The organism is Providencia sneebia DSM 19967 (assembly GCF_000314895.2).
GTDB lineage: Bacteria > Pseudomonadota > Gammaproteobacteria > Enterobacterales > Enterobacteriaceae > Providencia > Providencia sneebia.
Map to the genome: position 1 here is coordinate 101,519 of NZ_CM001773.1, position 23,577 is coordinate 125,095.

Below are 23,577 nucleotides of genomic sequence, written 5' to 3' on the forward strand. Positions count from 1 at the left end.
AGTTATTAATGAGTAAGCCGATTACAGAACAGGTTGATATTGCATTAATTGGCGCTGGAATTATGAGCGCAACCCTTGGCACCTTTTTAAAAGAGCTTGAGCCAGATCTCAACATCGTTGTTTTTGAAAGATTGAATGATTGTGCTCAAGAAAGCTCTTATTCATGGAATAATGCGGGAACAGGTCACGCTGCCAACTGTGAAATGAACTACACGCCACCCAATCCAGATGGTACTGTAGATATCAGTAAAGCGCTTGAAGTCAATACTGAATTTGATTTATCGCGTCAGCTTTGGTCCTACCTTGTAACTCAAGGGAAAATAGCAGATCCCCGTGATTTTATTCATCCATGCCCACACATGAGTTTCGTGTGGGGTGAAGATAATGTCAAATTCCTAAAACAGCGCTTTAAGCAAATGTCTGCTCATCATTGTTACCACAATATGGAATTCACTGATGATCCTAAACAGATAAATGAGTGGACACCGCTCGTTATGGAAGGCCGTGATGCAAATGAAAAGATTGCTATGACGCGTGTTCCAACAGGGGCTGATGTCGATTATGGTGCACTAACTCATTTGCTGATGGCGCAACTCACTAAACAATCAGGTTTCACTGTTCATTATAAACATGAAGTGATCGATCTGAAAAAAGCGACTGATGGTAGATGGCAAATTGAAGTGAAAAATCTTCTCACTCATGAAAAAACCATTACATTAGCTAAATTCGTCTTTGTAGGTGCGGGTGGTCGAGCGATTGAGCTGTTACAAAAATCTGGTATTCCTGAAGGTAAAGGCTATGGCGGATTCCCTGTTAGTGGGATCTGGCTGCGCTGCGATAACGAAGAAATTGCGGCTCGCCATCATGCCAAAGTCTATGGAAAAGCAGATAAAGGTTCACCACCAATGTCTGTACCGCATTTAGATACCCGTATTATTGGCGGTAAACGTTCTTTACTCTTTGGACCTTATGCAGGTTTCTCAAGTAAATTCCTCAAACATGGTTCTTATTTAGATTTGTTTGAGTCCGTTAAACTTAACAATATCGAGCCAATGTTAGCTGTTGCGAAAGATAACTGGTCTTTAGCGGAATATCTCGTTGGGCAAGTTCTACAAACCTCTGCTCACCAATTTGCGATGCTTCAGCAGTTCTATCCTGAAGCGCAGCATGAAGATTGGAAAGAAGTTGTTGCAGGTCAGCGTGTGCAAATCATCAAACCAGATCACGATAAAAAAGGTGTATTAGAGTTTGGTACTGAACTTATCACCAGTGAAGATAAATCAATCACTGTGTTGATGGGCGCTTCACCGGGTGCTTCAACGGCAGCCTTTATTGCACTGAATATACTCAAAACATGTTTCCCTGACCAATTAGAATCTGATGCTTGGAAAGCTCGTTTAAAAGAGATCATTCCTACTTATGGAATTGATTTAAAAGAAGATGCAAAAGCGTGTCTTGATATTCGAGCAGCAACAGCCAAAGTGCTTAAGCTAGATAATTAATCACAAATGATTTGCAGCATCAATAGATGCTATAAATAGATAAGACACACAGTATTCTTTATTGTGTGTCTTATTTCTTGAACAGGCAAAACCACATCAGTAAAACCTATTAGGTTTAAGACCAACACGGCTAAATTTTATCTCAATTTAAAAGACCATAACCCGAAATCCAGGATTTAAAAATGATTCTCGTGGTGTGTAATCCAATATTTTACCATTCCAATCAATGACATTTGCACCTGCGGCTCGAGCAATCGCATGGCCTGCGGCAGTATCCCAAATATTCGTTGGCCCAAAACGTGGATAAATTTGTGCTGTACCATCAGCAACTAAACAAAATTTTAATGAAGACCCAACAACAAGTGTTTCATGATCACCCAGCTCCATTAAATAATCTTTCAATTCATCATCTTGATGGGAACGACTTATGGCGATAACAGGTGGTATTGCATCTCCGGGATGAATTTGCTGTTTTCTACCGCCCTCTTCCTTCCAAGCTTGCTGATCCTGCGCATAATAGAGCAAATTTTTTGCGGGTGCGTAAACAACCCCCATAACAGGAACACCTTGTCTAATTAACGCGATATTGACGGTAAAATCACCATTTCGCTGAATGAATTCTTTTGTGCCATCAAGGGGATCAATTAGCCAGTATTGCTGCCACGCTTGACGTTCATCCCAAGCAGGTGGTGCCTCTTCTGAAAGCTGTGGGATATCAGGCGCAATACGCGCTAAACCAGCCGCAATAACATTGTGTGCGGCTATATCGGCTTTCGTTACTGGTGAATTATCACTTTTATGTTCTACCTGAATTGGTTCTTGTGCATTATAGATTTCCATAATAGCTGAACCTGCATCAAGCGCTAATTGGCGAATTTGTTCTAACATGATTGACCTCTTTCCCACCCTTATTAAAGCTAGGTTAACAGCCTATCCGTGCTGGTGCACTCTTTTACATGCAAAAAAATAGCGGATCTTACGACCCGCTATTTTTGCACTCTGATGTTCCGAAAAAAATAATTTAATAGTTAATTATGCTGACATAACCCACAATAACTAAAAAAACAATCGGAATAACATCATAAATTATAGAATATCCAGAAGCTCAACTTCAAAAACTAAAGTGCTAAATGGTGGAATTGATGCGCCTGCACCACGCTCACCATAAGCGAGTTCTGAAGGAATATAAAGTTCCCATTTAGAGCCAACTGGCATTAATGTTAATGCTTCAATCCAACCTGGGATAACACCATTTACTGGGAATTCAGCTGGCTGCCCACGTTGAACTGAGCTGTCAAAAACAGTGCCATCAACCAAACGGCCAGTATAATGTACACGGACGCGATCAGAACGTGTTGGAATAGCACCTTCACCTTGTTTGATCACAGAGAATTGCAGGCCAGAGTCAGTTGTTGAAACACCTTCTCTTTTTTGGTTCTCTTCAAGGAAAGTGCGCCCTTCAGCTGCCATTGCTTCTTGACGAGCAGAACGAACTGCATCTGCACGTTCATGAATTTCACGTAATGCTTTATGCAAAGCTTCAACAGGAACAGAAGGTGCATTGCCTTCTAGAGCATCAGTCAAACCCGCTAAAATTGCTTCTGGTTTTAAACCTTCTAAACCAGACTCTAGTAATTGTTGACCAACCTGTAGGCCGATACCATAACTTGCTTGCGCTTCTATTGAATCAAAATTTTGGTTTGACATTAAAATACCTGTGTAGTTTTCGATAAAAAATAAGGATAACAGCCTCATCACTATGGGTAAACCCAAATGATAATGCAAAAAATAAAGGGTCGTGATAATGATGGAAATAAGAGAATGGAAAAAAATAGGCTGTATACATGTAACTACTGGAAATAACGAACAAATTAACTCATTATTCTAAATCTAGATAATAAAAAACACCGGATATACCGGTGTTTTTTTGCTAGCGAATAAATTCACTAGCCTTGTTATCGCTATTGATTACTCACCAACAATGATAACGTTCAGTTCAGCAAAAACATCGCTGTGTAACTGGAAGTGAACTTCATGGTCACCAGTAGTACGCAGAACGCCATTTGGCAGGCGAACTTCGCTTTTCGCGATAGCAACGCCAGCTGCAGTTACTGCATCAGCGATGTCACGAGTACCGATTGAACCAAACAGTTTACCTTCGTCACCTGCTTTAGAGGCGATAGTTACAGAACCCAGTGCAGTTACTGCTGCTGCACGAGCCTGAGCTGCTGCTAGAACGTCAGCTAATTTAGCTTCCAATTCAGCGCGGCGAGCTTCGAAGAATTCGATGTTTTTCTTAGTCGCAGGAACAGCTTTGCCCTGTGGAACTAAGTAGTTACGAGCATAGCCCGATTTAACGTTAACCTGATCACCCAGGCTACCTAGGTTAGCTACTTTATCAAGCAGAATAACTTGCATTACCTTATCCTCTTAAAGTCGTTAATGGACTGTACCAATTACTGATGACGATCAGTATATGGCAACAGAGACAGGTAGCGAGCGCGCTTGATAGCACGAGCGAGCTGACGCTGATATTTTGCACGAGTACCTGTGATACGGCTTGGTACAATTTTACCACTTTCAGTGATGTAGTTTTTCAGCGTTGCGATATCTTTATAGTCGATCTCTTGAACGCCTTCCGCTGTGAAACGGCAGAACTTGCGACGACGGAAATAACGTGCCATATGGCTAGTCTCCAGAATCTATCAAATCAATCTGCTCGGCATGTAGTACTAATTTACTTAATCCATTTCGCCCTTCATGAGAGCTAATAAAACCAGTAACTGTAATCCTACTGCCGACCGTTATACTGTGAGTATGGGCTTGTAAGGCTTGTCCACTTGCAATTATGGGCATTCTACACCATGCCTGCCGAGTTAACCCTGCTTCAATTTGTTGTGAACGGTGTTCAAGAACAAATTGGCAATGGGGAATACCCGATGGACTCACTTTTCGAATCAATGCTTTATAGACAATGCCTGTTAACATCAAACGATTAGTGAACACCTGCGCAATTACTCTTCAGAATCCCCAGCTTCTTCTTCCTGATATTCATCAGATAGGTCACGGCCACGACGTTCGTCTTTAGCTTTAACCATTGGAGAAGCTTCTGTCACTGCGTGTTTAACACGCATAACCATGCTGCGGATAACGGCATCGTTGAAGCGGAAGTTAGTTTCTAGCTCATCAATCGCTTCCTGTGGAGCTTCTACGTTCAACAGAACATAGTGAGCTTTGTGCAGTTTGTTGATTGGGTAAGCCAGTTGACGACGGCCCCAGTCTTCCAGACGGTGGATCTGACCTTGTGCGTTAGTGATAACAGCACTGTAACGCTCGATCATGCCCGGAACCTGTTCGCTTTGGTCAGGATGGACCATAAAAACGATTTCGTAATGACGCATTAGTAGTTGCTCCTTACGGATTATTAGCCTCCTGTCAGGGTTAACCGCGGCCCGTGGAGGCAAGGAACTTATTGAGTGCGGCTAAAAAATTGACGCGTAACTATACCCATCTATGAGAAAAAACTCAAGCGATGGTGATAAATAGATCAATTTATTTTATCGCGACTTATTTGCTAGTACGTTGGCGTACAGCTTCAAATAGACAAACACCTGTCGCCACAGAAACATTCAATGAAGAAACACTTCCTGCCATAGGAATACTAATCAGTTCATCACAATGCTCACGTGTCAAACGGCGCATTCCTTCACCTTCAGCACCCATTACCAGCGCCATAGGTCCTACCAATTTACTTTGGTAAAGTGTATGGTCAGCTTCACCCGCTGTACCAACAATCCATACATTATATTCTTGGAGCAAACGTAATGTTCTGGCTAAATTGGTTACACGAATAAGTGGAACACTTTCTGCGGCGCCACATGCCACTTTTTTCGCAGTAGCATTCAATTGAGCTGATTTATCTTTTGGTACAATGACAGCATGAACACCGGCTGCATCAGCACTTCGCAAGCAAGCACCTAAATTATGAGGGTCAGTTACCCCATCAAGGATCAGTAAAAACGGCGATTCTGTACTTTCCAGTAGATCAGGTAAATCACCTTCTTGATACTGCTTACTTGGCAATACTTTGGCGATAATACCTTGGTGAACTGCACCTTCAGTTTGATTATCCATCCATTGACGATTAGCCACTTGTACCACAATACCAAGTGCTTCAAGTTCATGAATAATTGGCATCAGACGGCGATCATCGCGCCCTTTTAATATATAAACTTCTTTGAATCGTGAAGCATCACGATCAAGTAGGGCTTTCACCGCATGAATGCCATAAATAATTTCGCTCATAAATCTCTTTTTGGTTGGTGGTCTATAAGGTGGCAAAATGCCACCTTAATTATTCAGCGAATTGGCTTACCCTTCTTTCTTTTGGGACTTTTTCGCTGCATGTTTTTCTTTTAATTTTGCACTGATTTTTTTGGTTTTATCAGATGCTTTCTTGCCTTTATTTTTTGACTCGGCTTTTTTATCTGTACTCTTGCCTTTTTTCTCTGAACGACGGAATGCAGAATCCGGTTCAAAGTTCTTTTCTTTGCTGACATCACGTTTATTACGTGCTGCTTTTGTCGCACCTTTAACTTCTTTTTTCATTCTATCACGAGCAGTTTTACCCGGATTTTTCGCTTTCCGCGTTGTTGAGATCAATGCAAAATCAATTGTTCTTTCATCCATGTGAACGGCTTCAACACGGACTTCCACTTCATCACCGAGCCGGTAAGTTGTGCTGGATGACTCACCGATTAAGCGCTGGCCAACACCATCATAACGATAATAATCGTTATCAAGCGTTGAAACATGTACTAAACCATCAATGAACAAATCATTCAAACGAACGAAGAACCCAAAGCCTGTCACACTCGTAATTAAACCAGTAAAGACTTTACCAACCTGATCTTGCATGAAATCACACTTCAACCAGTCAGCAACATCACGCGTCGCTTCATCAGCACGGCGTTCAGTCAGTGAACAATGTTCGCCCAATTGCAGCATGCTGTCCATATCATAGTGCCAGCCGCCAGTAGGCGTCCAACGATGATCTGCATGTCCTTGCTCTTTAGCTAGCAGATATTTAATCCCTCTGTGTAAAGCTAAATCTGGATAACGGCGAATTGGTGATGTGAAGTGAGCATAGGATTTTAAAGCCAAACCAAAGTGACCGCGATTTTCCGGATCATAAATAGCTTGCTTCATTGAACGTAAAATCATGGTTTGAAGCAATTCATGGTCAGGACGCTCAGCCACTTCATTCATGACTTGAGCATAATCTTTTGGTTCTGGCGTCATTCCACCCGGAAGTGTTAACCCTAATTCGCTAAATACAGAACGCAGATTCAATACGCTATCTTCTTTCGGACGATCATGAACGCGATAAAGTGCAGGTTCATTATTCTTCTCAACGAAGCGCGCAGCTGCAATGTTAGCTAAAATCATGCACTCTTCAATCAATTTATGTGCATCATTACGAACAACTGGATCAATGCGTTCAATGCGGCGTTCAGCATTAAAGATAAATTTCGCTTCTTCCGATTCAAACGAAATTGCACCGCGTTCAATACGCGCTTCATCTAATGCTTGATAGAGTTTATGCAACGATTCAATGTGCGGAACTAGTGCTTTATAGTGTTCGCGTAGCTCTTCGTCACCTTGCAGAATTTTCCACACTTTAGTATAGGTCAATCTTGCATGAGAATTCATCACCGCTTCATAGAATTTGTAAGATGACAAACGCCCAGTCGCGGAGACTGTCATTTCACACACCATGCACAAACGATCAACACCAGGGTTTAGTGAACATAACCCATTTGATAACACTTCGGGTAGCATAGGAATAACTTGAGATGGGAAGTAGACTGAGTTACCTCGACTACGTGCTTCATCATCAAGTGCTGTTTGCGGACGAACATAATAGCTGACATCTGCAATAGCAACCCATAAACGCCAACCGCCACCTTTTTTTGGTGCACAATGTACGGCATCATCGAAATCACGGGCATCTTCACCATCAATTGTTACCAATGGTAAATCTCTTAAATCAACACGCCCTTTTTTCGCTGATTCAGGGACATGCTCACTTAAATCAGCAATTTGTTTATCAACTTGTGGTGGCCATGTATGTGGGATTTCATGGGTACGCAAAGCAATTTCAACCGCCATTGCCGTTCCCATATCTTCACCTAAGATCTCCACAATTTTACCAACAGCTTGTGCACGGCGTTGCGGGCGAGTCACTAATTCAACCACCACCACATTGCCCATACGCGCACCTTTGATATCTTCTTTAGGGATCAAAATATCAAAGCTTAATCGGCTATCATCTGGTACGACAAATCCCAAGCCCGCTTCAATAAAGTAACGGCCAACAATTTGATTGTTACGAGGTTCTAATACTCGAACAACACGGACTTCTGTGCGCCCTTTGCGATCTTGCCCGTATGCTTGTGCCAAAATAACATCACCGTGCATAGCACGTTTCATTTCATCTTGTGATAAATAGTAATCTTCTTTTTTACCTTCAACGCGTAAGAAGCCATAACCATCACGATGGCCAATAACTTTACCTTTTAGTAAATCTAAGCGTTCAGGTAGTGCATAGCATTGGCGTCGAGTAAACACCAATTGCCCGTCTCTTTCCATCGCACGTAAGCGGCGACGCAATGCCTCTAAATCTTCCTCAGAGGAAAGGTTTAATAACTGCGCAATCTCTTCACGTTTAGCTGGTGTTGTACGTTTGGAAAGCAGTTCAAGAATAAATTCTCGGCTCGGAATGGGAGATTCATATTTTTCAGCTTCCCTTTCCTGAAATGGATCATGTGACATCGTTACCTCCATTGTCATCAAAATTTGTTATTACTGCTGCCTTTAATCCAACAGTAATTGATAAAGCGGGCTGTTGTCTTTAACCATATCAGCCAGTGTATGTTTATCGAGTTCTTGTAGAAACTGTTGTATTGCTTGATGCAGTACACCTTTTAAACGACAAGCAGGTGTAATATGACAAAATTCACCACTACAATTCACTAATGTTAAAGGTTCAAGCGCTCTGACGACATCTCCTATCCGGATAGTCTCTGCGGGCTGGCCAAGAGTAATTCCCCCATTTTTCCCGCGTGTTGCTTTAACATAACCAAGATGACTGAGCTGATTAATAATCTTAACCATATGATTACGGGATACACCATAGACTTCAGTCACTTCTGTGATACTGGTCATTTTCCCTTCAGGAAGTGATGCCATGTAAATCAAAGCCCGTAATCCATAGTCTGTAAAACTCGTTAGCTGCACAATCACCTCAAAATTTTTGGCTCAATAATTGTTATACCATTACTTAAATTAAATATATTCCCGATATTTTGAATTTCATCTCGCTATGGTTATCTTTCAGTAGATAAAATTAAAAATATAACAAAAATGCTAGTTTAGCTTACCATAAACTGAAAATATCTATCCAATAACAATGTTTCTTCACTATGACACTCAAATATACTCGATTTTTAATATCGCGAAGATGAAATTAATACCTCAGCATGACTCATATCTTGAGCTTATCCGCCTGACAACTCAAAATAAACAGAAAGATCATCGATTTTTATAGCTAAATGTAATAATAGGTGAGAGGAAAAAAACTAGGACAAGACCTTGAGGAAAGAAAAAAATGAAGAAGCCCTGCTTGCACATTACGTCAATTGAATATGCCGCATAACTTACTAAAAAATAATGTTGATTATGAAATTGTTATTAAAAAGTATCAATTAAGTCGTGAAAATCTCACGTTGATCCATTCTTTGACACTTTAATAATTAGATTATGTTTCATTATTAAAGTGTCCTACTTATTAAAGCAGTTCACCCATCTCATTATTTATAACAACAGAGCCATTTACGTTGAGATAGGCTGTTATATCTAAAACTATCAAGGTGTAGACATAATAATTGTCGCAGCAGAGTTAAATTCACCTTCGATTAAGTCATTTTTGGCTAGATTTTGTTTTTTAACCAGACTAAACGTTAAAGTATCTTTTCCTCGGCCATTAATAATTTCAGAGTTGAAATTACCATTCATAGGAGAAATGCGCTTACCTTGATGATAAACTTCAACACCTAGACCTGGCATAATTTTACCTGAGCTTCCTATGTCACCGGTTTTCACCATCAACGCGTCAGCAGAGAAGTTCGTCGTACTACCACTTAATGTTATTTTTATTGGTGTCGAAAGGTTATCATCATCACAGGTATAGTTAATTTCCGCATTTTGCTGAAAACGGCTATCACTACCAATGGTAGAAATACCAGAAGCATTTACAGTTTTAAAATCAATAATCACTTGTTGATTGTTATTGACGTCACAAGTCCCTGTACCAATAATAACGTCATTACCAGCATAAAATTTCCATGTAAAATTTAAGAAGTCAATTGGATTGTTGCTCCTTACACGAGTCGCATATTTCTGTAGTCCCAATGTCATTAATAAATCCCCTTTCTTAATTAACACGGAAGGAGTCGGCTTATGATTAACCTGAATATATAATTTAATTTGCAGGGACTCCGACGATTGTGTTAAACGGAATATTTGAATATCTCGACCACTAAATGGGGCAAGGTAACGCACTCCTCGGACACTAACGCCAGCTTTAAGATCTGGATTACTTTGAAGAACCGGTCCTAACGTCATTGATTGCAGATTTAAGTAGTCAACATATGCTGATGGGAGCTCATTTCGGCACGTCATATAATCATTTACATTCGCAAATTCATTTATGCGATTCGGTACAGCAAAAATATCGTTATCAATAGGTATATTATTAATACTTTGTGTACCACTACTGACTTCCTGCCCAGCATTAGTTTTGCATACAAAAGCATAGAGTGGCGAGCTGAATAAAGTCGATATAATCAGTAATATTAAAACTCTCATTTTTATCCTAAACACTAGTCATAATTTAATGTAAACGTAGACGTCGCGGTATAATTCCCCAACCCTATACTTTTATTCGTAATTGCTTTTGGCTCAGCCTGTATATTTGCAGAAAAACTTAACGTGTTTGAACCTTTCTGCAATTTATAAGCCGGTGTTACAGAGTTTATCGGTATCTTCTTTCCGCCCAACTCCGTTATTTCAACCCCTATCCCAGATGCCATACTGCCGTTATCCACGGCTAACAAACCAGGTAAATTACTATTTTCGCTCCCTGTAAATTTTACGGTTACTGTTTTTAAAACACTCTCATCACAATCTTCTAAATGAATATAAAAATTCTCAGAAGATGGTTTTTTATTAATATAAAGATCGGTATCTAAGATGCTGCGAAAATTGACAGCAATATTCTCATCTCCAGGTCGGACCGTACAGGTTTCAGCAACAAGTAGCCCTCTAATTCTAATCTCACCTATTTGACCATTTTTAGCTGGGCTCACAGCAGAAAAAAATAAACATCCTAGAAACATCATTAGTATTGATTCTTTAAAATTATATTTTATCGATTTTGATGTTTGCATCGCATATACCTTTCAATACTATTTCAGCAATTTTCATAAACTTATTCATAAGCTATTTGAAATGAAATAACGCTTCTATATGCCCCTGCTTGTAATATATTAGAAACTCTTACTGGAGAAACATAATAAGTTAATAAAGTCTGACCCGTTGAAATTAAAATTGGTTTGGCATGTGTCCCAAAATTGATTTCATGACCTGATTTATCGGTAATCTGCAATCCAAGCCCTTTTACGCCTTCTAACGTAGTGTATTATCACCCGCTTGTAATTGATGGGCTGCAGAAACAGCTTTGTTCATTTCAAGTGGTTGGTTATTACTATCTAATAATTGAATACCTACGTTACCAGCTTTAGCTTGGTCTGTAGCACTCAAGCCAGTTACACCTAGCAATTTAGAATTAAATCCAGCACCAATTCCAGTGAATGTTAAAGTGACTTTATCATTATTAACGTTGCCATTTGCATCAACTGCAAATACACAATCTTCTAATTCAATGTTGAAAATTTTTGCTGTAGAAGTACCGCCTTTTGCTAAAACTGAGTTGGCGATTTGACCTAACCATACAGTTTGATCAACTGAATCAGAGCTAATTGAACATGGTGCATCAATAATTTCGCCTTTGAATGTTATTTTACCATGACCTTGATCAGCAGCTAATACAGGAGAAGCCATAACAGCAGAAATAGCAGCAGCTAGTAGTACTTTTTTCATTTTAACCTCTTTTTAATTTAAATATAGGAACGATATAATTACCCAGCTTTGAGTGGGATTTATTCAAGTAATGAATATCTGATATTAAATATTAAAATATTTAACATTAGATATTTGATATTAGATTTTTAATTACTTAGGGAATATCGAATTTAAAACAGACCCAATATTTCCATTTAATAAATAGTTAAAATCACTATCATTTTTTATTAATCCTTTGCCATCATGAATATATAACAACATATCAGGAGAATATGTATTTAAATTAAATATAATATTTTCAAAAAATATTACGGGACTTATTTCTAAATAAAAAAGTATTGAGAATAATTTTTCACAACTCATACTGCATAGCCCTCGTTCATATCGAGAAATTTGCTGTTGTGATATTTTTAATTTCTTACCCAGCTTACTCCCACTAATACCTTTATTCTTTCTAATGTTGTATAATTCTGTTCCGATGATTTTAATTAATACCTTTTGAAAATTATCTATATTCTTATGTATTGTGGTATTCATCATTATTTCTCACTAACTCACTGAAACATAATCCCCAGAAGATTCTCAATAAATATATTGCGATATTATAATATGACAAACTAAATATACGGCTTATATTACGTATATTACGTATATTACGCAGCTAAAGCGCAATGAAATAAAACCTAAAGTGCTCAAATTTCGATAGTCAGTATAATTCTGAGATCTGATAAAATCAAACAGCACAATATTCTGTTTTCAATATTGTATTTATATGAGATTTTATTAAATACATTAAATTTTCTTTTTATTACAAAATCATATCTACACACCGCATTCTTTGCATAAAAAAATAACAGTAGATAATTCTTAAATATAAATTAACTTTCATTTAAATAAATATTTAATTCTAAATTAAATTTGCATTTAGTCTAAAAATCCAATCAAAGAGATAACAAGATATTTCAATTTAATCTTGATGTTTTCTGAGCGAATAATATCAATATTAATCAATTAGTTATATTAAAAAACCACCAATTTATGTTTTTTATTTATTAAATATATATTAAATTTGATATTTAATTCTGTATATTTTATTTTTATAGATTTTAAATCAAATAAAAACACTTATATTGATTTGGTTTTTTTACATTCAATCAAATAACATTAATTGAAGACATGCTATACACGGTCATTTTTATGTCTATTTTTTACTTTTTTTATATAAATATTGCCATTTATTACAAAAAATAACATGACTCATATAATGTGTATTATTTTTACATTCAACTTTTAATATTATATAAATAGCGGATATATACTAAAATGTATTTTTTGTTAGCATTAGGATTTTTCTGTACTAATTTTTTATATTTCATTTTTTGTTATAAACAAATATTATTTTTAACATAAAAACAAACTATTATTTATTTAACTTAACCTAATAGAGGTAATTATTAAGAAAATAAGGGGCATGTTTTCAATTTCGCGATCACTACAAACAATAAGTAGCACTCACACTAAATGAATGTTCCGATGATTTTTCGTATATTTAAGGTATCGTGGCATGCTAAAACCGTAGAGATTTATTATCCGGTACAACAGAATGAAGATATTTTCCTGACGGTTTTTCGTATAATACAGGGGAAAATAATGATTTACTGGATATCATTGGGTTAGATTGTAATAACGAAGATAATTCAGTACACCTCAACTAATACTTATCCTGTATGACAAATTAGCCAGAAATTATGAAAATATCATTGCGTTGGCATTTCCAATGATGTTGCTACCTACACGGGTTGATTGAACTATATACAACAAAGAACAAAACGCTCTAATTGATGCACAGTATATTCCTATTTGTGTTATGGGTGGTGTTTGAAGTGTGATGAGAATGTTACCCTTAACAGCAAGCTTTTAATTTATTTTCTTATACATTCTGCCGCATGATGGATATGTACGATAGGATACCATGGAAAAACTTATTGAATTATATGATTTTATATCAGCAAGTCCCGCCCTAATTACACTCATGTTGATTGTTATTTTGTTGCTGACGTGTTTTTTGGGAAAAATAATTTTTTTACGGTTCGCTAGAAGACTATTGCCCCTTTTTACTAATTTACCCGATGATGATCTTAGTGAAGGTGTTGCAAGGAAGATAGCTTCTATCATTGCGGTCACTTTCGTTCTTTATATTGACCAAATTCTTCCTTCATTTTCAGATGAAATGAACACGATATTTAAAACCGTTTGTTGGTCTTTAATTATCATTAATATTGCCTCACTGATTAATGATGGACTTGATGTTTTTATCCTGAGGCAATCAAAAAAAATACTGCATCGCAACAACTCGATCAAAGGCTATATTGAAATCGCCAAAATTATTGTTTGGATTATTTCGTTTATCTTAATCATCGCACTCATGACCAAACAATCCCCTATCATTATTATTTCAAGTTTTGGTGCCATTGCAGCGGTGTTAATGTTTATTTTTCAACACACTTTGCTTTCATTTGTCGCAAACATCTTAGTTTCAAATGGAAAAATATTAAAACTTTATGACTGGATTGAGTTACCGAGCAGTAATATTAGTGGTGAAGTCGTTGATATCGCACTGCATAATATTACCATTCGTAATTGGGATAACACCATTTCCCGTATTCCTACCAAAGATTTTTTAACCGAGAAATACACTAATTGGCAACCGATGTTCTCTTCCGGTGGACGCCGGATTAAACGCAGTTTTTATATTGACCAATCTTCAGTTTCATTTGTCACAGATAACCTCTTTAATGAACTCAAAAAACTGCCGTCTCTACACCAAAACATAGAAGCCATACTCGGTGTGCCCGATAATGCTCATAATGTTGATGAGTGGATGCTCAATAAAGGTGTGACTAATCTGCAACTGTTTAGAAGATATCTTTTGAATTGGATAAAAATGCGCGGTGACGTCAGAACCGATATGTATCTAGTGGTCAGAACAATGCCGCCAACTCCGAATGGATTACCCGTTGAAATTTATTGCTTTACTCGTTCAACTACTTGGGTTGAATATGAAGAAGTACAAGCTGAAATTTTTGAATACATTAACGCATCAGCCAAATATTTTAACTTAAAAATATATCAGCACCCATCTGGTGGAGATTTAGCTAATTTAAAATTACATTAAAGTAATCATAAAAAACACCGAACTTGCCGGTGTTTTTTATTAATCTAACTGACTCTTAACGGATTATTCTGCGTCAAATGGGTCACGAAGAATAATAGTTTCAGAGCGGTCTGGGCCTGTTGAAACGATATCAACTGGAATACCTGTTAGATCCTCAACACGCTTGATATAATTTAAAGCAGCTTGTGGTAACTGTGCTCTATCTTTCACACCAAAAGTCGTTTCTTTCCAACCTGGCATTGATTCATAAACTGGTTCTAAGCCATCCCACTCATCAGCAGCAAGCGGTGTCGTCTCCAAAACAGTACCATCTGGACGACGATAACCTACACAGATTTTAACTTCATCTAGGCCATCAAGAACATCCAGTTTAGTCATGCAGAAACCAGATAGGGAGTTAATCTGAACAGCACGATTAATTGCTACGATATCTAACCAACCAGTACGACGTTTGCGACCCGTTGTTGCACCAAATTCTTGGCCTTTTTCACGTAGGAATTCACCTGTTTCATCAAACAATTCAGTTGGGAATGGGCCTGCACCAACACGAGTTGAATAAGCTTTGATGATGCCGAGAACATAGCTGACATAGCGAGGACCAAGGCCAGAACCTGTCGCAACACCACCCGCTGTTGTATTTGAAGAAGTTACATAAGGATAAGTACCGTGGTCAATATCCAACAAAGTACCTTGTGCACCTTCAAACATAACTAATTCATTCTTCTGATGTGCTTTATAGAGCAAATCAGAAACATCAATTACCATGCCAGTCAGAATATCAGCAATTTCCATGATATCATCAAGGGTTTTCTGATAATCAACCGCTGGTTCTTTATAATAATTAACAAGTTGGAAGTTATGATATTCAACGATTTCTTTTAACTTTTCAGCAAAAGTGACTTTATCGAAAAGATCACCAACGCGTAAACCACGACGAGCAACTTTATCTTCATAAGCAGGGCCGATACCACGACCAGTTGTTCCAATCGCCTTCGCGCCACGTGCTTTTTCGCGCGCATTGTCTAATGCAACATGATAAGGCAGGATTAGTGGGCATGCTTCAGAAATATGTAAGCGTTCACGAACAGGAACACCACGTTCTTCTAATTGCTTCATCTCTTTCATTAAAGCATCTGGCGCAAGAACTACACCATTACCAATAATACTGATGACATTTTCACGAAGAATACCGGATGGAATTAAGTGGAGAACGGTTTTTTCACCGTTTACAACTAGAGTATGGCCAGCATTATGGCCGCCCTGATAGCGAACTACATATTTAGCGCGCTCTGTCAGCAAGTCAACGATCTTGCCTTTTCCTTCGTCACCCCATTGGGTGCCCAGTACGACAACGTTCTTACCCATTTCAAAATACACTCGGTTGCTTAAAAATGAATTCTACCATCTAAAATGAACTCTTCCAGCACTTTTTAGCGCAACAAAAAATTTTTTGCCAGAAAGCAAGTAAAAACGGCATTTTTTATTTCAGCCGTAACCCCATCTATTGTTAACTAGCTGAGCGAGTAAATTTTCACTTGAAAATTCAGCATGTCAAACGGTAGGCGAAAAAAGCCCGCGAAGCGGGCTTTTCTTTATTACACTAGCAGCTATTTTGATCAGTTGCACGCAACTTAATCGGCTAAAGTGCAAGTTTTACTCTGTTGCACGCAATTTTGTGGGCGCCTTCATAAAGCGGAAGAAATCTGTGTCAGGGCTAAGCACCATAACGTCATCACCACTCTTGAAGCTTTGCTCATAAGCACGCAGGCTACGAATAAAGGCATAGAACTCTGGATCTTGGTTGAAAGCATCAGCAAATAGTTTAGTTGCCATTGCATCACCTTCACCACGATAAGTCAATGCGGTACGCTCTGCTTCTGCTAGCGTTTCAGTTACTGTTTTATCAGCAACAGCACGAATTTTCGTTGCTTCTTCTTGACCTTGTGAACGATGTTGACGAGCAACAGCTTCACGTTCTGCTCGCATACGGGCATAAATGGCTTCAGAAACTTCATTTGGCAACTCAATACGTTTAATACGCACATCAACAACTTCAATACCTAAGGCTGCCATACTGTTTGCATTCGCAACCAACGGCGTTAAGTTTGTCTCTTGCTCAACACGCGCAGCAGCAGAAGCTATCGCAGCATCAGCTTCTCTAGACTCTTCATCTGTCGCTGTACCTTTGTTCAATGCATCACGTACATCAACAGTTAAGCGTCCGCGAGAATCAGTAATAATATCTCTGACACTCAAACGACCAAATTCAGAACGCAGGCGGTCACTAAACTTACGCTTTAATAATGTTTCTGCTTGGAGTGGGTTACCACCACCAGTCGCAACATAATAGCGGCTAAAATCTGTTACTCGCCATTTCAAGTAGGAATCTACCATCAAGTCTTTGTTTTCACTTGTCAGGTAGCGGTCAGCTTGAATTTCTAACGTCTGAATACGTGCATCTAACATTTTAACCGTTTCAAGGAATGGTATTTTAAAATGTAGACCCGGCTCATAAATGATCGGTTTGTTTTCAGAGTCACGCAGTACCTTTCCAAAACGCAGTACAATTCCGCGGTCAGTTTGAGGAACAATAAAGATAGATGCGTAAGCGACTGCCAAAATGGCAATAACGATAACAATTAGCGATTTACGCATGATTATTGTCTCCCTACTCTAACGGCATCACCACGCACACCACCACTTTGTTGCGCTGGTGTCGAATTATATGATGAATTACCTGTATTTGGATTCACCACTTTCGATGGTACACCTGTTTTTGGTACGCTGTTTTCATTGCCACCGCGCATCAGTTGGTCTAATGGTAGAACTAACATGCTGTTGCTCTTATCATTAGCGATAACTTTACGCGTGTTGCTTAAAACACGTTCCATTGTATCTATATAGAGGCGTTCACGAGTAATTTCAGGTGCAGCGCGATATTCAGGTAACATCTTCGCAAAACTTGCCACCTCACCCTCTGCTTTGAAGACAACACTTGCTTTATAAGCTTCTGCTTCTTCAATCAGTTTTTGGGCATTACCTTTTGCCAATGGTAAAACTTCGTTACGGTAAGCATGTGCTTCACGGATCGTTTTTTGTTCTTCTTCCCTTGCTGCAATAACATCATCAAATGCCGCTTTGACATCTTCTGGTGGACGCGCCGCTTGGAAGTTGACATCAAGTACCGTGATACCCATTTTGTATGGTGCTATTGTTGCTTCAAGCTCTCTTTGTGTAACATCACGGATAAAAGCACGATTCGTAGTCAGCACTTGCTCCATAGCAGACTGACCAATGACACCACGCACAGCACTATCAAGTGCTTGGCGTAAGCTGTTATCTGGGTTTGTTACACTAAATAAGTATTCAGCAGGGTCAGTAACACGATATTGAACGTTCATTTCAACGCGGATCACGTTTTCATCAGACGTTAACATCATGCCGTTAGTTGCTTGTTCACGAACAGTTTCAACGTTGACCGGAATAACTCTATCAATGAAAGTCGGTTTCCAGTTCAAACCTGGTCCAACAATACCGCTAAATTCACCAAAACGTAATACTACGCCTCGGTCACTTTCTTTAATGGTATAAAAACCAGAACCTGCCCACACAACAACAATTGCTGCAATAGCCAACATACCAAGACGACCACTAATTTGAGATGGCTGTTTGTTATCGCCATCACCATTGCCGCCTGATTTATTACCACCAAGCTTACTGCTCAGCTTACGAAAGAGATCGTCGAGATCAGTAGCCCCGCGTTTCCGACCACCTTTATTCCCGCCAGAGTTGCCGCCTTTATTGCCGCTTCCCCACGGATCGCGGTCTTGTCCGTCATTACCGGGCTGATTCCACGCCATGTTTTAGCTCCATATCTTTATGATTGATTTTTAGGGCTAAGAGCAAATAACCGCTCTTAATATCAATTCCATTTCCTAGCTGTATATTAAATCACATAGCTAAGTAATTGTTGTTCCTGCTTACATAAACGTTGCCATTCAACGATTGGCATACGCACCTCAAGTCCAATTGAGCCATCTTCTTCTTGCCATTCGCGTTCAATGGCTTCGAGTTGATAAAAACGGCTACGCAGACGGCCTTCACTTGGTGGTAAACACAATTCAAGATGTGCGATTTCACCTGAAAGGCGTTCCGTCAATGCTTGTAGTAACAGAGGAATTCCTTCGCCCGTTTGCGCTGAAACCCAGACACGAACAGGTTTGTTATCCTCATTTCTATCGATACGCGGGATAAAATCTTCCAGCATATCCACTTTGTTCATCACTAAAAGTGTTGGAATTTCATTTGCTTCAATTTCTTCCAAAACACTTTCAACCGCATGAATATTTTCATCTACACGGCTATCAGCTGCATCAATTACGTGCAGCAATAATGTTGCTTCACGTGTTTCTTGCAGTGTTGCTTTAAACGCAGCCACTAAATCATGGGGTAAATGGCGAATAAACCCTACTGTATCTGCCAGGACGACTGTCCCAACATCCTCAACATTGATACGTCTTAATGTTGGATCGAGTGTTGCGAACAGTTGGTCTGCCGCGTAAACCTCTGAATCAGTAATACGGTTAAATAAACTTGATTTACCCGCGTTAGTATAACCGACCAAAGACACCGTTGATATATCGGCTTTATTTCTTGCTTGACGACCTTGTTCACGCTGCTTTTCTACTCGGCTTAAACGGGATAATATTTGACTAATTTTCCCTCTTAATAACCGACGGTCTGTTTCAAGCTGAGTTTCTCCGGGGCCACGTAAACCAATCCCACCTTTTTGTCGCTCAAGATGCGTCCAGCCTCTCACTAGGCGAGTAGACAAATGACGTAACTGCGCAAGCTCAACTTGAAGTTTACCTTCATGGGTACGTGCTCTTTGAGCAAATATATCTAAGATAACGCCCGTACGATCAACCACCTTGCACTGACATAATCTTTCAAGATTGCGCTCCTGTGCTGGGCTCAAAGTATGGTTGAACAACACCACATCTGCACCACTTTCCTGCACAGCTTCAGCGATTTCTTCCGCCTTACCCTCTCCAACAAAGTATTTTGGATGTGGAGATTTACGACTACCAGTTACAATCTGAACAGGCTTAACACCCGCAGATGTGACAAGTGATTCAAATTCTGCCAGATTTTCAGTGTCTTTTTCTTGAGAGAAAAAAACATGTACTAATACAGCTAATTCACCGCCTTCGTACCTATCAAACAAGGTTATAACCTCTTAGGTTTAACTATAAATACAAAGGAAAAACATAGGTAAAGCCTCCCTACCCATGTTTTCCTTGAATTTCAACGTACAACCTGAATTACTCAGCAGTTTCACCGTCCTGCTGAGCAGGATTACCAGAGTGATAATTGCCATTACCTGTACCAGCAGCGCTACCACTATGGTGAGAAACCGGGCGTGCAGGGACAACGGTAGAGATAGCATGTTTATAAACCATCTGACTTACCGTATTTTTAAGTAAAATGACAAACTGGTCAAAAGATTCAATCTGTCCTTGCAATTTGATGCCGTTAACTAAATAAATTGAGACCGGAACCCTTTCACGACGTAATGCGTTCAGGAACGGATCTTGCAAAGATTGCCCCTTAGCCATTCTATGTTTTCCTTATTTTGTTGTTTTTAAATGAGAACCTTACGATTCCAAAAAGTAACTACTCAAAAATTACGCTTAACGTTCTAATTGTACACATAAACAATGACTCTGTGCACGAATATACTCTCTATAGTTCAAGTTGCACGCGAATTAGTGCCCTTAGCTAACTGAAGCTAATAAACGATTAATAACTCCAATACACCTTAGTTTTCTACTTGTTATCCACATGTCACTTAATTAATTTAAAGCATAACTTGCATGACAGTCTTAAGCGCTTGCTGTGGTTGTTCACTATCTAACCAATGAACATTATCCCAGCTTCTCAACCAAGTTATTTGCCGTTTCGCCAATTGGCGAGTTGCACAAATCCCTCGATAAACCATTTCATCATAATCTATTTCACCTTCGAGATATGACCACATTTGTCTATATCCCACACAGCGAATAGAAGGTAAATCAACATGAAGGTCGCCACGTTTATAAAGAGCACGAACTTCCTCTTCAAACCCTTCATTTAGCATCTTATGAAAGCGCTGCTCAATACGCTGATGTAAAATTTTACGATCTTGAGGAGCAATAGCAAACTGGAACACATTATAAGGTAATTCTTCACCCGCTGTTTGTGTCATTTCAGTCAAAGTTTTCCCAGAAATGAGATATACCTCTAAAGCTCGGGATAATCTTTGCGGATCATTAGGGTGGATCCTTGCAGCTGCTACTGGGTCGACAAGTTCTAAGCGACGATGAATTTCTCCCCAACCTTGCTGCTGAGCAATATTTTCTATTTCTTCACGTATGGCAGGATCAGCAGATGGTAATGGAGATAACCCTTCTAGCAAGGCCTTAAAATACAGCATTGTACCGCCAACAAGTAATGGAATTTTACCTTGAGCTGTAATTTCATCCATAACATTTAATGCGTCTCGCCGAAAATCAGCAGCGGAATAAGGAACAGAAGGGTCAAGAATATCAATAAGACGATGAGGAGCTTGGCTAAGTTCCTCTGCATTTGGCTTCGCGGTACCAATGTCCATACCACGGTAGATTAACGCGGAATCGACGCTAATAATCTCAACAGGTAATTGCTGGCGCAAGGCTATTGCCAACGCAGTTTTACCTGAAGCAGTCGGCCCCATCAAAAATATTGCTTTTGGCTTATTTTGAGTTACTAAATCACTCATTTGTTAGTATAGCTACCACGGATTCTAAATTAATTAATTGTAATAATGTTGGTGAAGGCTCTTTAACATACTGTGGACAAAGCCTTTCAACATCTGCGAGCACCTGAACTGCCTGTGCTAAACTCCAGCTTTCTTGCATTTTTTCTTGTGAAACTGTTTTTGCAAGCCATTGTGCAACATCTTGATGAGTTGCGCTCTCTTTTGTTGACAAAAAAGCCAATAAACCTGAAAAAAGCTGGGACAAATTTTGCATTCTAAGCGGTAACGATACCGCATGAATAGTAACTTTGCTATGAGAAATCGAGGCTTCAATACCAAATAATGACAATTGTTGTTTGTTACGCTGAAAAACCGTAATTTCATCAGAATTAAGTGATAATTTTAGCGGTATAAGTAATGGTTGAGGTTTCAGCGTTTCACCATTTGGTGATAATTGAGCCAGTTTCAATAAATAATTAGCTTTTACTAAGGATAACAGCATTAATCCTGATGAAGACTCAATTAATGCAAAGTTTTTTGCGTAAATTGTCAATACCTTACCAAACGAATAGCTATTCGCATTTTTTGCAACAGGCTGTGAGGAAACTCGTGTTGCTTCTAATGGTTGTTTCGTTGGAAATAAAGGTTTTTTCTCTTCTTCTGCTACAGGGACTGACATCAGTTTTTGGTAAAGTTGTCCCGCTTTTCGGTCATAAGTTGCGGCTGAATGCCCAAAACCCGTTTTTCCTTGATGAATATTTCCAGAAGGTGCAGGCGCTCTCGTAGATTGAATAGATTCTTTTGGTTTTAGTTGCTGAGAATGATTAGGAGATGCTGAGGTAAAATAGTTATCTCCCGCAGAAGTGCGGTTTACAATTTCTTGTGGCGCAGGTTCTATCCCCGGCAATTCATCAGGGCTAATCGCATTCAATAATGCAGTACGCACGCCTTGGTAAATAAAATCATGCACTAATCTTGCTTGATGAAAACGAACTTCGTGTTTTGCTGGATGTACATTGACATCAACCTGATGCGGATCAATGGATAAATACAGCACATAAGCTGGTTGTTGGTTATCCGTTAAATGCCCTTCATAAGCTTGGCGAATGGCATGGTTAATTAACCTATCGCGCATCATTCGGCCATTAACATAACAATATTGAATATCAATCACAGAGGAATGAGAAGGTGCGACAACCCAACCTTTAATACCTAAATCACCATGTTGCCAAGAAATGGCTAAAGCACCTTGCATAAAACTGGTACCACAAATTGAAGCAAGGCGACGTTCTTGCTGAACCTCATCATGCGCTGCACGATACTGCTTCACAAGTTTGCCATTATGGCTGAGATTAATCGCAACATCAGGGCGTGACAGTGCAATTCGGCGGACAATTTCGTCAATATGGCCAAATTCTGTTTTTTCAGTACGCATAAATTTACGACGCGCGGGTGTATTATAAAACAGATCAAGCACTTCGACTGTCGTACCGTTTGGGTGAGCTGCCGGCTTCACATTAACCTGCATATCACGACCTTCTGCATAAGATTGCCATGCTTCACTTTGTTCTGCGGGCTTAGAAGTCAAGGTTAAACGAGAAACGGAGCTAATGCTGGCTAATGCTTCACCGCGAAACCCCATACTCATAATGGCTTCTAAGTCATCTAATGTGGCAATCTTACTGGTTGCATGGCGAGCTAAGGCTAAAATAAGCTCATCTTTGCCAATTCCACAACCATTATCACGGATACGGATCAACTTTTCTCCGCCTCGTTCAATATCAATATCAATACGAGTAGCCCCTGCATCGAGGCTGTTTTCAACTAATTCTTTTACAACAGATGCCGGTCTTTCGACAACTTCACCTGCGGCAATTTGGTTAGCTAATTGAGGAGAAAGGATCTGTATTGCCATCATA

At 39.2% G+C, this 23,577-nt stretch carries 23 protein-coding genes; 2 read left to right on the forward strand and 21 right to left on the reverse strand.

Annotation, left to right across the window (positions count from 1 at the left end; all coding sequences use genetic code 11):
- The first annotated feature begins 8 nt into the window (after positions 1-8).
- Positions 9-1,502 carry a malate dehydrogenase (quinone) gene (gene mqo, locus OO7_RS00480; RefSeq protein WP_008914004.1) on the forward strand — a complete coding sequence of 498 codons (1,494 nt, stop codon included), beginning with the start codon at positions 9-11 and terminating at the stop codon, positions 1,500-1,502.
- 147 nt (positions 1,503-1,649) lie between these two features.
- Here the strand turns inward: mqo and cysQ are convergent, their stop codons facing one another.
- The 14 genes from cysQ to OO7_RS00550 all read right to left on the reverse strand — a co-directional run bounded on the left by cysQ (position 1,650) and on the right by OO7_RS00550 (position 12,245).
- Positions 1,650-2,390, reverse strand: coding sequence for a 3'(2'),5'-bisphosphate nucleotidase CysQ (gene cysQ, locus OO7_RS00485; RefSeq protein WP_008914005.1), 741 nt, complete (start codon positions 2,388-2,390; stop codon positions 1,650-1,652).
- Positions 2,391-2,588: 198 nt separating this feature from the next.
- Positions 2,589-3,209 carry a BamJ family beta-barrel-assembly machinery protein gene (fklB, locus tag OO7_RS00490; protein WP_008914006.1) on the reverse strand — a complete coding sequence of 207 codons (621 nt, stop codon included), beginning with the start codon at positions 3,207-3,209 and terminating at the stop codon, positions 2,589-2,591.
- Between the two features lie 261 nt (positions 3,210-3,470).
- Positions 3,471-3,920 carry a 50S ribosomal protein L9 gene (gene rplI, locus OO7_RS00495; protein ID WP_008914007.1) on the reverse strand — a complete coding sequence of 150 codons (450 nt, stop codon included), beginning with the start codon at positions 3,918-3,920 and terminating at the stop codon, positions 3,471-3,473.
- A 38-nt stretch (positions 3,921-3,958) separates the two neighbouring features.
- A complete protein-coding gene (gene rpsR / locus OO7_RS00500; RefSeq protein WP_000135199.1) occupies positions 3,959-4,186 on the reverse strand; it encodes a 30S ribosomal protein S18 in 228 nt (75 codons plus the stop codon).
- Positions 4,187-4,190: 4 nt separating this feature from the next.
- Positions 4,191-4,508, reverse strand: coding sequence for a primosomal replication protein N (gene priB, locus OO7_RS00505; protein ID WP_008914008.1), 318 nt, complete (start codon positions 4,506-4,508; stop codon positions 4,191-4,193).
- An 8-nt stretch (positions 4,509-4,516) separates the two neighbouring features.
- The gene (gene rpsF / locus OO7_RS00510; RefSeq protein ID WP_008914009.1) at positions 4,517-4,903 is read right to left on the reverse strand and encodes a 30S ribosomal protein S6; all 387 of its coding nucleotides are present in this window, start codon (positions 4,901-4,903) and stop codon (positions 4,517-4,519) included.
- 166 nt (positions 4,904-5,069) lie between these two features.
- Positions 5,070-5,807 carry a 23S rRNA (guanosine(2251)-2'-O)-methyltransferase RlmB gene (gene rlmB / locus OO7_RS00515; RefSeq protein WP_008914010.1) on the reverse strand — a complete coding sequence of 246 codons (738 nt, stop codon included), beginning with the start codon at positions 5,805-5,807 and terminating at the stop codon, positions 5,070-5,072.
- Positions 5,808-5,873: 66 nt separating this feature from the next.
- Positions 5,874-8,336, reverse strand: coding sequence for a ribonuclease R (gene rnr, locus OO7_RS00520; protein WP_008914011.1), 2,463 nt, complete (start codon positions 8,334-8,336; stop codon positions 5,874-5,876).
- Positions 8,337-8,378: 42 nt separating this feature from the next.
- Complete coding sequence (nsrR, locus tag OO7_RS00525; protein ID WP_008914012.1) at positions 8,379-8,801, reverse strand: nitric oxide-sensing transcriptional repressor NsrR; 423 nt, start codon at positions 8,799-8,801, stop codon at positions 8,379-8,381.
- Positions 8,802-9,428: 627 nt separating this feature from the next.
- The gene (locus OO7_RS00530) at positions 9,429-10,430 is read right to left on the reverse strand and encodes a fimbrial protein (RefSeq protein WP_008914013.1); all 1,002 of its coding nucleotides are present in this window, start codon (positions 10,428-10,430) and stop codon (positions 9,429-9,431) included.
- A gap of 14 nt (positions 10,431-10,444) precedes the next feature.
- Positions 10,445-11,011 (reverse strand): fimbrial protein, encoded by a 567-nt coding sequence (locus OO7_RS00535; protein ID WP_008914014.1) that lies wholly within the window; start codon positions 11,009-11,011, stop codon positions 10,445-10,447.
- A 41-nt stretch (positions 11,012-11,052) separates the two neighbouring features.
- Positions 11,053-11,229: a fimbrial protein gene (locus tag OO7_RS16755; RefSeq protein WP_008914015.1), complete on the reverse strand. Its 177-nt coding sequence runs from the start codon at positions 11,227-11,229 to the stop codon at positions 11,053-11,055.
- Between the two features lie 20 nt (positions 11,230-11,249).
- Positions 11,250-11,723, reverse strand: a complete 474-nt coding sequence (locus tag OO7_RS00545) for a fimbrial protein (RefSeq protein ID WP_008914016.1) — start codon at positions 11,721-11,723, stop codon at positions 11,250-11,252.
- Between the two features lie 132 nt (positions 11,724-11,855).
- Entirely contained in the window at positions 11,856-12,245 is a 390-nt protein-coding gene (locus tag OO7_RS00550) for a helix-turn-helix domain-containing protein (RefSeq protein ID WP_043892615.1), read from the reverse strand.
- Positions 12,246-13,677: 1,432 nt separating this feature from the next.
- Here OO7_RS00550 and OO7_RS00555 point away from each other — a divergent pair.
- A complete protein-coding gene (locus OO7_RS00555) occupies positions 13,678-14,880 on the forward strand; it encodes a mechanosensitive ion channel family protein (protein ID WP_008914018.1) in 1,203 nt (400 codons plus the stop codon).
- Positions 14,881-14,943: 63 nt separating this feature from the next.
- Here the strand turns inward: OO7_RS00555 and OO7_RS00560 are convergent, their stop codons facing one another.
- The 7 genes from OO7_RS00560 to mutL all read right to left on the reverse strand — a co-directional run bounded on the left by OO7_RS00560 (position 14,944) and on the right by mutL (position 23,573).
- Entirely contained in the window at positions 14,944-16,245 is a 1,302-nt protein-coding gene (locus OO7_RS00560) for an adenylosuccinate synthase (protein WP_008914019.1), read from the reverse strand.
- 288 nt (positions 16,246-16,533) lie between these two features.
- Entirely contained in the window at positions 16,534-17,535 is a 1,002-nt protein-coding gene (gene hflC, locus OO7_RS00565; RefSeq protein WP_008914020.1) for a protease modulator HflC, read from the reverse strand.
- A gap of 2 nt (positions 17,536-17,537) precedes the next feature.
- A complete protein-coding gene (gene hflK / locus OO7_RS00570) occupies positions 17,538-18,740 on the reverse strand; it encodes an FtsH protease activity modulator HflK (RefSeq protein ID WP_008914021.1) in 1,203 nt (400 codons plus the stop codon).
- A gap of 86 nt (positions 18,741-18,826) precedes the next feature.
- Positions 18,827-20,107: a ribosome rescue GTPase HflX gene (gene hflX, locus OO7_RS00575; protein WP_008914022.1), complete on the reverse strand. Its 1,281-nt coding sequence runs from the start codon at positions 20,105-20,107 to the stop codon at positions 18,827-18,829.
- 97 nt (positions 20,108-20,204) lie between these two features.
- Positions 20,205-20,498 (reverse strand): RNA chaperone Hfq, encoded by a 294-nt coding sequence (hfq, locus tag OO7_RS00580; protein ID WP_008914023.1) that lies wholly within the window; start codon positions 20,496-20,498, stop codon positions 20,205-20,207.
- 242 nt (positions 20,499-20,740) lie between these two features.
- Positions 20,741-21,679, reverse strand: a complete 939-nt coding sequence (gene miaA, locus OO7_RS00585; protein WP_008914024.1) for a tRNA (adenosine(37)-N6)-dimethylallyltransferase MiaA — start codon at positions 21,677-21,679, stop codon at positions 20,741-20,743.
- On the reverse strand, positions 21,672-23,573 hold the full coding sequence (mutL, locus tag OO7_RS00590) for a DNA mismatch repair endonuclease MutL (protein ID WP_008914025.1): 1,902 nt from the start codon (positions 23,571-23,573) through the stop codon (positions 21,672-21,674). The genes miaA and mutL overlap by 8 nt, the downstream gene beginning before the upstream one ends.
- Positions 23,574-23,577 lie beyond the last annotated feature (4 nt).